General features: G+C 32.2%; 7 protein-coding genes, 1 rRNA gene and 1 other annotated feature. Of the genes, 5 read left to right on the top strand and 3 right to left on the bottom strand.

What is annotated here, in order from left to right:
- Window positions 1-177: 177 nt before the first annotated feature.
- Window positions 178-2,511: a sequence feature (most likely nonfunctional fraction of RNA operon), on the top strand.
- 129 nt (window positions 2,512-2,640) lie between these two features.
- Window positions 2,641-2,757 (top strand): 5S ribosomal RNA (gene rrf, locus BN6774_RS00130).
- 198 nt (window positions 2,758-2,955) lie between these two features.
- On the opposite strand, the gene BN6774_RS18590 is transcribed toward rrf, so the two are convergent.
- The 3 genes from BN6774_RS18590 to BN6774_RS00120 all read right to left on the bottom strand — a co-directional run bounded on the left by BN6774_RS18590 (window position 2,956) and on the right by BN6774_RS00120 (window position 5,393).
- Entirely contained in the window at window positions 2,956-3,093 is a 138-nt protein-coding gene (locus BN6774_RS18590) for a hypothetical protein (RefSeq protein ID WP_167349592.1), read from the bottom strand.
- 165 nt (window positions 3,094-3,258) lie between these two features.
- The gene (locus BN6774_RS00125) at window positions 3,259-4,482 is read right to left on the bottom strand and encodes an ABC transporter permease (protein ID WP_235829571.1); all 1,224 of its coding nucleotides are present in this window, start codon (window positions 4,480-4,482) and stop codon (window positions 3,259-3,261) included.
- 2 nt (window positions 4,483-4,484) lie between these two features.
- Window positions 4,485-5,393 carry an ABC transporter ATP-binding protein gene (locus BN6774_RS00120; protein ID WP_066889026.1) on the bottom strand — a complete coding sequence of 303 codons (909 nt, stop codon included), beginning with the start codon at window positions 5,391-5,393 and terminating at the stop codon, window positions 4,485-4,487.
- Window positions 5,394-5,706: 313 nt separating this feature from the next.
- Between BN6774_RS00120 and glgB the strand changes: the two genes are divergently transcribed.
- From glgB to glgD, 4 genes are read left to right on the top strand one after another with little or no spacing between them, the layout of a single operon-like run.
- Window positions 5,707-7,638, top strand: coding sequence for a 1,4-alpha-glucan branching protein GlgB (glgB, locus tag BN6774_RS00115; RefSeq protein ID WP_066889024.1), 1,932 nt, complete (start codon window positions 5,707-5,709; stop codon window positions 7,636-7,638).
- A gap of 19 nt (window positions 7,639-7,657) precedes the next feature.
- The gene (gene glgA / locus BN6774_RS00110; protein WP_066889022.1) at window positions 7,658-9,082 is read left to right on the top strand and encodes a glycogen synthase GlgA; all 1,425 of its coding nucleotides are present in this window, start codon (window positions 7,658-7,660) and stop codon (window positions 9,080-9,082) included.
- Window positions 9,083-9,120: 38 nt separating this feature from the next.
- Window positions 9,121-10,305: a glucose-1-phosphate adenylyltransferase gene (locus BN6774_RS00105; protein ID WP_066889020.1), complete on the top strand. Its 1,185-nt coding sequence runs from the start codon at window positions 9,121-9,123 to the stop codon at window positions 10,303-10,305.
- Window positions 10,306-10,318: 13 nt separating this feature from the next.
- The gene (gene glgD / locus BN6774_RS00100; protein ID WP_066889018.1) at window positions 10,319-11,425 is read left to right on the top strand and encodes a glucose-1-phosphate adenylyltransferase subunit GlgD; all 1,107 of its coding nucleotides are present in this window, start codon (window positions 10,319-10,321) and stop codon (window positions 11,423-11,425) included.
- The last annotated feature ends 249 nt before the right edge of the window (window positions 11,426-11,674 follow it).

Genomic DNA, 11,674 nt, shown 5'->3' with positions numbered 1-11,674 from the left:
ATAACTACTAAGTTCTGATCCAGAGTACCACGAGACACGTGAAACCTTGTGGGAAGCAGGGAGGACCACCTCCCAAGGCTAAATACTACCTGATGACCGATAGTGAAGAAGTACCGTGAGGGAAAGGTGAAAAGAACCCCGGGAGGGGAGTGAAATAGAACCTGAAACCGTGTGCCTACAACCGGTCAAAGCCCCTTATGAGGGTGATGACGTGCTTTTTGTAGAACGAGCCAACGAGTTACGGTATGTAGCAAGGTTAAGTACTTAAGGTACGGAGCCGAAGGGAAACCGAGTCTTAATAGGGCGACTAGTTGCATGCCGTAGACCCGAAACCGGGTGACCTATCCATGGCCAGGTTGAAGCGGGGGTAAAACCCCGTGGAGGACCGAACCACGTTGCTGTTGAAAAAGCATGGGATGAGCTGTGGATAGCGGAGAAATTCCAATCGAACTCGGAGATAGCTGGTTCTCCTCGAAATAGCTTTAGGGCTAGCGTCGGATATGAGTAATGGAGGTAGAGCACTGAATGGGCTAGGGGGCATATCGCTTACCGAACCTTATCAAACTCCGAATGCCATATACTATTAGTCCGGCAGTCAGACTACGAATGATAAGATCCGTGGTCAAAAGGGAAAAAGCCCAGATCGTCAGCTAAGGTCCCAAAGTGTAAGTTAAGTGGTAAAGGATGTGGGATTTCTAAGACAACTAGGATGTTGGCTTAGAAGCAGCCACTCATTTAAAGAGTGCGTAATAGCTCACTAGTCGAGAGATCCTGCGCCGAAAATGTCCGGGGCTCAAACTTACCACCGAAGCTACGGGCTCAAGATTACTTGAGCGGTAGAGGAGCGTCGTAATCGGGCTGAAGTCGTACCGTAAGGAGCGGTGGACTGATTACGAGTGAGAATGTTGGCATTAGTAGCGAGATGTAAGTGAGAATCTTACAGGCCGAAAATCTAAGGTTTCCTGGGGAAGGCTCGTCCGCCCAGGGTTAGTCGGGACCTAAGCCGAGGCCGAAAGGCGTAGGTGATGGACAATTGGTTGATATTCCAATACCACTATTATCGTTATTATCGATGGTGTGACGGAGAAGGATAGGATGTGCTAGCGATTGGAAATGCTAGTCTAAGCATTTAGGGAGTTAAGATAGGCAAATCCGTCTTAACAATCCTGAGGTGTGATGGGGAAGGTCTTTTAGACTGAAGTATCTGATTCCCTGCTTCCAAGAAAAGCATCTAGAGAGAGAAATAGTGCCCGTACCGCAAACCGACACAGGTAGATGAGGAGAGAATCCTAAGGCCATCGGAAGAATTGCAGTTAAGGAACTAGGCAAATTGACCCCGTAAGTTAGCGAGAAGGGGTGCCTGTGAGAGCAGGCCGCAGAGAATAGGCCCAAGCAACTGTTTAGCAAAAACACAGGTCTCTGCTAAAGCGCAAGCTGATGTATAGGGGCTGACGCCTGCCCGGTGCTGGAAGGTTAAGGGGAACACTTAGCGCAAGCGAAGGTGTGAACTTAAGCCCCAGTAAACGGCGGCCGTAACTATAACGGTCCTAAGGTAGCGAAATTCCTTGTCAGGTAAGTTCTGACCCGCACGAATGGCGTAATGACTTGGGCACTGTCTCAACTGCAAATCCGGCGAAGTTGTAGTGCGAGTGAAGATGCTCGCTACCCGCGATTGGACGGAAAGACCCCGTAGAGCTTTACTGTAGCTTAGCATTGAGTTTCGATATTGTCTGTACAGGATAGGTGGGAGACTGAGAAGCTAGGGCGTCAGCCTTAGTGGAGTCATCCTTGGGATACCACCCTGACAGTATTGGGATTCTAACCGGACGCCATGAAACTGGTGACGGGACATTGTTAGGTGGGCAGTTTGACTGGGGCGGTCGCCTCCTAAAATGTAACGGAGGCGCCCAAAGGTTCCCTCAGAACGGTCGGAAATCGTTCGTAGAGTGCAAAGGCAGAAGGGAGCCTGACTGCGACACCCACAAGTGGAGCAGGGACGAAAGTCGGGCTTAGTGATCCGGTGGTACCTCGTGGGAGGGCCATCGCTCAACGGATAAAAGCTACCTCGGGGATAACAGGCTGATCTCCCCCAAGAGTCCACATCGACGGGGAGGTTTGGCACCTCGATGTCGGCTCGTCGCATCCTGGGGCTGTAGTAGGTCCCAAGGGTTGGGCTGTTCGCCCATTAAAGCGGCACGCGAGCTGGGTTCAGAACGTCGTGAGACAGTTCGGTCCCTATCCGTCGCGGGCGTAGGAAATTTGAGAGGAGCTGTCCTTAGTACGAGAGGACCGGGATGGACTGACCTCTGGTGCACCAGTTGTTCCGCCAGGAGCATAGCTGGGTAGCTAAGTCGGGAAGGGATAAACGCTGAAAGCATCTAAGCGTGAAGCCCCCCTCAAGATGAGATTTCCCATAGCATAAGCTAGTAAGACCCCTTGAAGAACACAAGGTTGATAGGTCAGAGGTGTAAGTGTGGTAACATATTTAGCTGACTGATACTAATAGGTCGAGGGCTTGACCAAAATAAGTTATAAATTCATGTGCAATTTTCAGAGAACACTCTGAAAAAGGAAACTCACTAAGCAAAGCTTAGGAGTACAAGATTCTTAACCAAATCGAAGATTTGGAGAATCATAGCATCTGGTGATGATGGCGTAGAGGAAACACTCCTTTCCATTCCGAACAGGAAAGTTAAGCTCTACAGCGCCGATGGTACTGCATGGGAGACTGTGTGGGAGAGTAGGACGTTGCCAGGTTAGTAAAAAGACTTAAGATTTATCTTAAGTCTTTTTTATTTTTTTAATTAAGCTTTATAATAAGTTATTGAATTAATAATCTTACTAGCGCATTTAGTATCAAAAAATAAGAGATTGTTAAATAAACAATCTCTTAATAGAAAAAATATAGTATCTCTTTAATTGAGTAACAAAAGTAATACCTAAATAATATTGTTACTATTTATTTAAAACTAAGCCTTTACTTCTAATGCAAGTACATTCTCTAGGTTCACTAGTGTGTAAACATTGATATTTTACTTTTTTAGGAGCCATTATTTCTTGTGGCTTTGAATTATTCTTTTCTTGTGAATTCATTTCGACACTCCTTTTAATAATTAATATACAGATATTATATATTAATTAATAACAATTATCAACATTAAGGAGATAATAAAAATTATTTTAAAATAAAAGTTATCAACAATTAATATTATTTAATTAACAAAAATGTTGATAACTTTATTTTTATGTGGATAAATATTAAATTAAAATATCTTTTTTAGTAAAATTAATGTGTGCTATTATATAAGCTAAAATTGAAGTTATAGCCATACAAATTAATCCATTCATTGCTGTTAGACTTGGATTGCCATACATTAATGGTAAATTAGAATTTATTACACTAGATGCATCTGCATATGTTGTGAATAAAAGATGACTATACTCTCTAATAGTTCCAATGGCTTGAGTTCCAATAGTTAAGAATATCGTTAATATTACTGAAATTGCCATAGATATCATACTACTTTTAAATATTGTAGAAAACATAAAGATTACAGAGCAAGCAGTTATAATAAATATTGCTTGATAGGCAATGCTTTTTATAGTGAATTCAGTATTACTTACCATTTTTGATGTGTTAGGAATTTGTTCTAATACTACTTGTTGAGAATTTTGATCAAAAGATTTTTCATATTTTTGTTCAATTCTAATTGGGTAATCAGAAACTTTTGTATTACTAGTAGTATTTACAATTGCCATTCCAACAAGTTGAGGAATTATAATCATCAATAAAACTGTAACTACAGAAACAATATATTTTGAGAAAAGTATTTTCCATCTTTTCATTGGCTGAACAAGTAAGAATTTTAAAGTTGCAGGAGTACACTCTCCAGAAACAATATCACTCATAAATACAGCTATTCCAGCTATTAATAATCCTAATCCTAAGAAAGCATTTAAATTTTTGAAAAAAGTAAGTGAATTATATTCCCATCCATCTAGAGGCTTTATATTATTAGCTTTAAGATACTTATAATCTTCTAAGTCTTGTTTTGATTGAGAATACCACCTTTTATTCCACTCATTAATTCCCGTCTCTTCATAATCTTTAATAGTAGTTTCTAGATTTTCAATTCTTTCATCTAGTTCCTTCTTCCAAGCATCTTCTGAAATTCCATTTTTAATTATTTCTTTATTATCTTCAATTTGTTTAAGTAAACTTTGTTCTATTTCTTTGGAGCTATTTAGCCAATTAGCATCTCCATCATTTTCTGCCTTTTTTATATCATTTCTAATATAGACTAACTGATCTTCAGCCTGTTTAATTTGATACTCAGGAGACATCCATTCTCTCATATGTTTGTCATTCATCCATGTACCAAAAATTGTTATTCCGATAAAGGCAATAAATAATACAAAGACTATCCATGTTTTAGATCTTTTAAATATTTTTATAAATTCATTTTTTATAAGATTTAGCATTATTATCTTATACCTCCTTCAACTAATTCCATATATCTTTGTTCTAGTCCTTTTCTAAGCTTATACACTTCTTCTATTTGTACATTTTTATTTACAAGATATTTAATTAATTTTGAAGTTGTATTAGATAACAAAATAATTTCAATTCCATCTTCAGTTTGTCTTACTGAATTAATATAATTAATATTTTTTAACTCATCTAAACTTATATTTTCTTTAATGTTTAGGCAAATTATATCTGTATCAGTTTCCATAGATTCACTTATTACATTTTCTACAGATTTAATAGTTCCATGATTTATAAAAGCTACTCTATCACATAAATGTTGAACCTCTGATAGGATATGTGAAGATATAAATACTGCCATTCCTTTTTCTTTAGCAGCTTTTTTTACAACTTCCCTAAAGTCTAATATTCCTGATGGATCTAATCCGTTTGTTGGTTCATCTAATATTAATAATTTAGGTTTAGAAAGTAATGATGCTGCAAGACCTAGACGTTGTTTCATTCCTAAAGAATATTTTCTTACTTTATCATCTATTCTATTTTCAAGTCCAACTAGAGATATAGTTTCATCAACCTCTTTTTTAGAGATATTTCTTATTCTAGCAATTTGCATTAAATTTTCTCTACCAGATAAATATTTATAAAGTTCAGGATTTTCAACAACAGCTCCTACTTCGTTTAATGCTTTTTCCGTATCAGTATTTAAATCATATCCACATATTTTAATACTTCCTCCATTAGGATGAATTAATCCAACTAACATTCTTATGGTTGTAGTTTTTCCTGCTCCATTTGGTCCTAAGAAACCAAATATTTCACCTTCTTCTACTGAGAAAGAAATATTTTTTATTATTTCTCTTTTACCAATAGACTTTTTTAGATTATTTACTTCTAAAACTTTCAAATTTACCCCTCCAAAAATGTATTTCTTAATTATTTTAAAATTTAAATCTTAATTTAAAGTTCAGATAAACCTTAATATAAGCTTAATAAATTCTTAATTAGGATTTTTAATAAATATTAGATAAAAAGTAATAGTTTCTATATTAAAAAAATAAAAAATAATATTTTATGACAATATATATTTTATATCTTTGTAAATAGGTGATGAAAAATAAAAGATAGTACATATTATAGTATTATGGAAAAAATAGTAAAAAATATGAGCTGATGATATAATATTTTCATTAGATTACAGTAGAGTGAGGAGATATGAGATGTATTTAGTAGAAAAAAAAGAGGAATTTATGAAAATAAATAATGAAAATATAGATTCATTTCATAAGGGAAAAAACTATAAAAGCTATAGTTTTATGGGGGCTCATTTCTCAAAAGAAGATGCAATAGAGGGAGTAAGATTTACAACTTGGGCTCCAAAGGCTCTCTATGTATATGTTGTGGGGGACTTTTGTGAGTTTAAACCATTAGAGAGATATAAAATGAAGAGACTTAATACTGAGGGATTATGGAGTCTATTTATACCTGGAATAAAGGAAGGAACAAAATATAAATTTTATATTTTAAGTAGTGAATCTAAAAGTGGAGTATATAAGTCAGATCCATATGCTATAAGTTCAGAGTTAAGACCTAGTACAGCTTCAATAATATGTAAAGAGTATAACTTTAATTGGTCAGATAATATATGGCTAGAGAGTAGAGAAAAAAAACAAATATTAAAGGAACCTATTAATATTTATGAAATCCATTTAGGATCATGGAAAAGAAATAATGGAAAATTTACTACATATAAAGAATTAATTGATGATTTAACTAAGTATTTATTAGAAATGAATTATACACATGTAGAGTTTATGCCTCTTACTGAACATCCATTAGATGCTTCTTGGGGATATCAAAGCACTGGATATTATTCAGTAACAAGTAGATATGGTACTGCTGAAGAGTTAAAGGAGCTTATAAACAATCTCCATAATAATAATATAGGTGTTATTTTTGATTGGGTACCAGGACATTTTTGTAAGGATGAACATGGTTTATATATGTTTGATGGTTCTCCAACATATGAGTATGAAGAGTCCTGGAAAGCAGAAAATAAAGGATGGGGAACTTGTAATTTTGACTTAGGAAAACCTGAAGTAAGAAGTTTTTTAATTTCCAATGCATTTTTTTGGTTTAATGAATTCCATATAGATGGATTAAGAGTTGATGCTGTATCTAATATGATTTATTTAAATTATGGTAGAAAGGATGGAGAATGGAAGCCTAATATTTTTGGTGGAGATGGTTGCTTAGAAGGAATTGATTTTTTAAAGGAATTGAATAAATTTATTTTTAATAAATTTAATAATGTAATGATGATTGCTGAAGAATCAACTTCATGGCCTAATGTTTCAAAAAGAGTTGAAGAAGGTGGCTTGGGATTTAATTTTAAATGGAATATGGGGTGGATGAATGATACTTTAAAGTATATTCAACAAGATCCTATATATAGAAAGTATGAACACAATAAAATCACATTCTCTATGATGTATAATTACTCAGAAAATTTTATACTACCAGTATCTCATGATGAAGTAGTCCATGGGAAAAAATCATTGTTAGATAAAATGTGGGGAGATTATTGGAATAAATTTGCAGGATTAAGATTATATTTATCATATATGATGGGTCATCCAGGTAAGAAATTAACCTTTATGGGATGCGAATTTGGCCAATTTATAGAGTGGAGAGAATATGAGGAGTTAGAGTGGGGACTTATAAATAATTTTGAAATGCATAGAAAAACCCATGTTTTTTTTAGGGAAATTAATAAATTCTATAAAGAAAATAAAGCTCTCTGGGAGTTGGATTATGATAAAAATGGATTTCAATGGATTGATGCTAACAACTCAAATCAAAGTATGTTTATCTTTATAAGAAGAAGCGAGAATGTAGAGGATACATTGATATTTATATGTAACTTTACTCCTGTAGTCTATCATGATTTTAGAATTGGAGTTCCATATTATGGTGAGTATTTAGAGGTTTTTAATTCAGATTGTAATATATTTGGAGGTTCTAATCAATTGAATTTTAAAATAATAAAATCAGAGGAAGTTGAATATCATAGTAAACAATATTCTATTTTGATAAAGGTACCACCGATGGCCACATCAATATTTAAAATTTCAAAATTTATAAATAAATAAAGTTTGAGGAGGCGTAAATTTGAAAATTTTATTTGTAGCATCAGAGGCACATCCTTTTATAAAAACTGGAGGATTAGGAGATGTTATTGGAGCATTACCACTATCGCTTAAAAATTTAAGTAATGATGTAAGAGTTATAATTCCTAATTATAAAGATATTAAAGAGGAAATAAAATCAAATCTTAAATATATAGATAATTTTAGGGTGAATGTTGGATGGAGAAATCAGTATTGTGGAATATTTGAGTATGATTATGAGGGAGTTAAATTTTACTTGATAGATAATGAATACTATTTTAAAAGAGGTGGACTATATGGATATTATGACGATGGAGAAAAGTTTGCATTTTTTAGTAGAGCAGTATTAGAATTTTTAAAACATATACAATGGACGCCTGATATACTCCATTGTAATGATTGGCAGACTGCTATGGTACCTGTGCTTCATAAGTTAGAATACATTAAGGAGGAGAAATTTAGAAATATAAAAACTGTATTATCAATTCATAATTTATTTTTTAAAGGAATGTTTTCACCACAGGTTCTTCCAGAACTTTTTGGATATGATTATGAACCCTTTTATAATAGAAGCCTAGAACATAATGGGGCAATTAGTTTTTTAAAAGGGGGTATAAATTATTGTGATAAAGTACTTACTGTTAGTAAAACTTATGCTGAAGAAATTAAGACTCCCGAATATGGAGAAGGACTTGATGGATTATTAAAACATAGAGAATATTTATTAGAAGGAATAGTGAATGGAATAGACTATAAAGAATATGATCCTGAAACTGATAAATATATAAATTTTAATTATTCATTTGAAACTATAGTTAATAAAGAACTTAATAAGGAACTTTTGCAAAAAGAATTAAATTTAACTGTAAATAAAGATATTCCTATGATAGGGTTAGTCTCTAGATTAACTCACCAAAAAGGATGCGATTTGATTATTAAAGTACTTGATGAATTATTAAAAGAAGAAGTACAAGTGGTTATACTTGGTACAGGAGATTATATATATGAAGAGAGTTTTAAAAGTTTTAAGAATAAATTTAAAGATAAAATTAGTGTAAATATACAATTTAGTAACGATTTAGCTCATAAAATTTATGCTGCATCAGACATGTTCCTAATGCCATCTTTATTTGAACCCTGTGGGTTAGGACAACTTATAGCTCTTAGATATGGAAGTATTCCTATAGTTAGAGAAACTGGTGGATTAAAGGATACTATAACACCATATAATGAGTATGATGAAAGTGGAAATGGATTTAGTTTTAGAAATTATTCTTCTGAGGAGCTTTTAATGATAAGTAGATATGCAATAAATATTTTTAAAGATAAGAATAGATGGAATAAAATAATTAAAAGTGCTATGAGTTCAGATAATAGCTGGGAAAAATCAGCTAAGGAATATATGCGAGTATATAATGAAATATAAATATTATTATTTTATAGGAAAAGAAAAGGGGATTGTAGATGGGGAAAAAAGAAATTGTAGCAATGATATTAGCTGGTGGACAAGGATCGAGATTAGGTGTCTTGACTAAGAATATAGCAAAACCAGCCGTGCCATTTGGAGGGAAATATAGAATAATAGATTTTCCATTGAGTAATTGCTCTAATTCAGGAATTTATACTGTAGGAGTCTTAACACAATATAAGCCATTAGATTTAAACTCCCATATAGGTATAGGAGATCCGTGGGATTTAGATAGGCGTGATGGAGGAGTATCTATTTTGCCACCTTATCAAGAAGAAAAGGGAGGGGATTGGTATAAGGGAACAGCTAATGCTATATATCAGAATATCGAATTTATAGATAGATATAATCCAGAGTATGTACTTATATTATCAGGGGATCATATTTATAAGATGGATTATTATAAGATGCTTGAATTCCATAAGAATAATAAAGCAGATGCAACTATAGCAGTTATAAATGTACCAATAGAAGAGGCAAGTAGATTTGGAATTATGAATACTAGGGAGGATAACTCTATATATGAATTTGAAGAGAAACCTAAATATCCTAAGAGCACAAATGCATCAATGGGAACATATATATTTAATTGGTCGGTATTAAAAAAATATTTAATAGAAGATGAAAAGGATAGTAATTCAAGCAATGATTTTGGTAAAAATATAATACCTAACATGCTAAATAGAGGAAAAAGGTTAATGGCATATCCTTTTAATGGATATTGGAAAGATGTAGGTACCATAGAAAGTTTATGGGAAGCTAATATGGATTTATTAAAAATTGATAATGAATTAAATTTATATGATAGCGAATGGAAGATTTATTCACAAAATCAAGTAAGGCCTGCTCATTATATAGGTAAAGAGGCCAGAATAAATAATTCTTTAATTGTAGAAGGCTGTATAATAAATGGTGATGTTCAAAATTCTGTGTTATCTCAAGGCGTTTATGTTGGTAAAAATACATTAATAAGGGATTCTGTAATAATGCCCAATGTACAAATTGGAGATAATGTTAGAATAGAAAAGGCTATTGTAGGTAATGATGCAATAATAAATCATGGGTGTAAAATTGGAGATAGGGAAAAAATAGAGGTAGTAGGTGCCTATGAATATGTAATTAATAATACAGATATTAAATATAAAGAAATAACTGAAAAAAATAGAAAAGTTAAAATTTAGGGGGCTAAAGAGGGTGAAAAACTGTTTAGGAATCATAAATTTAGATGAAAATGAAAGTAAAATGGGTGAATTAGTGAGATATAGGACTCTTGCTTCTGTTCCACTTTCTGGAAGATATAGAGTTATAGACTTTGTTTTATCTAATATGGCGAACTCTGGAATAGAGGGGATAGGTATTTTTACTCAAAATAAATCAAGGTCGTTAATAAATCATTTAACTAATGGACGACCATGGGATTTGCATAGGAAAAAAGATGGACTTAGAGTATTTAATTTTAGTGACTATAATCCTAATGTTGATGATATTCATAACTTCTATGAAAATATTGAGTTTATTGAACAGAGTAAGAAGGAATATATACTTATTAGCCCTTCTTACATGATTTGTAATATAGATTATAGCGAAGTATTAAGATATCATATAAAATCTATGAATGATATAACAATGATATACAAGAATGTAAATAACGCTAATAAAACTTTTTTAGAATGTGAAATATTAAATATTAACGATTATAATAGGGTAATTAGTATAGGAAAAAATATAGGTAGTGAAAAATATTCAATGATAAATATGGAAATGTATATTATGAAAAAGGATTTCTTTATTAATATTATTAATGAATGTATATTTAATGGAATTCATAAAAAAATTAAGGATTATGTAGCAAATAATTTAAAAAGTATTAAAGTTGGAGCTTTTAAATTTGATGGATATTTATCTTGTATAAATTCAATAAAGTCTTATTTTGATACTAATTTAGATATGATAAATCAAAATATAAATATGGAGTTATTTTATAACCATAAACCTATATATACTAAATCTCAAGATGAACCTCCAACTCAGTACACAGAAAAAAGTTTAGTAACGAATTCAATAGTGGCTAATGGAGCTTATATAGAGGGGGAAGTTGAAAATTGTATAATAGGTAGAAGGGCAATAATAGGAAGAGGCGCTAAAATTAAGAATTGTGTTATAATGCAAAATTGTATTATAGGTGAAAATGTAGTAATGGATAATGTAATAGCTGATAAAGGAACAATAGTATTGGAAAAAGAAATAATAAAAGGAACTAATAATTATCCAGTAACAATTCAAATAAGAAGATCATTATAAGTTTATTATTTTAGAAGAGGCAGAAATTATATGAAATTTAGCATAAATATTTTCTGCCTCCTTTTATTATATAAAACAAAAGGATATTTCACTTAAAATATACAAATATTAATAACAAATGTACCGGGTGTATCAATAATAGAAAAATGTAGAAAAAGAAAGAATTAATTAGAAATAATTATTTATTTTATCAATAATTATGATCTAAATAAAAGTAATGAATTAATATTAATGATAATATAAATCTCG

The sequence above is a fragment of the Clostridium nigeriense genome, from assembly GCF_900086595.1.
Classification (GTDB): domain Bacteria; phylum Bacillota; class Clostridia; order Clostridiales; family Clostridiaceae; genus Clostridium; species Clostridium nigeriense.
The sequence above is the reverse complement of the archived record's forward strand: the minus strand, read 5'-3'. Positions and strand labels throughout refer to the sequence as shown.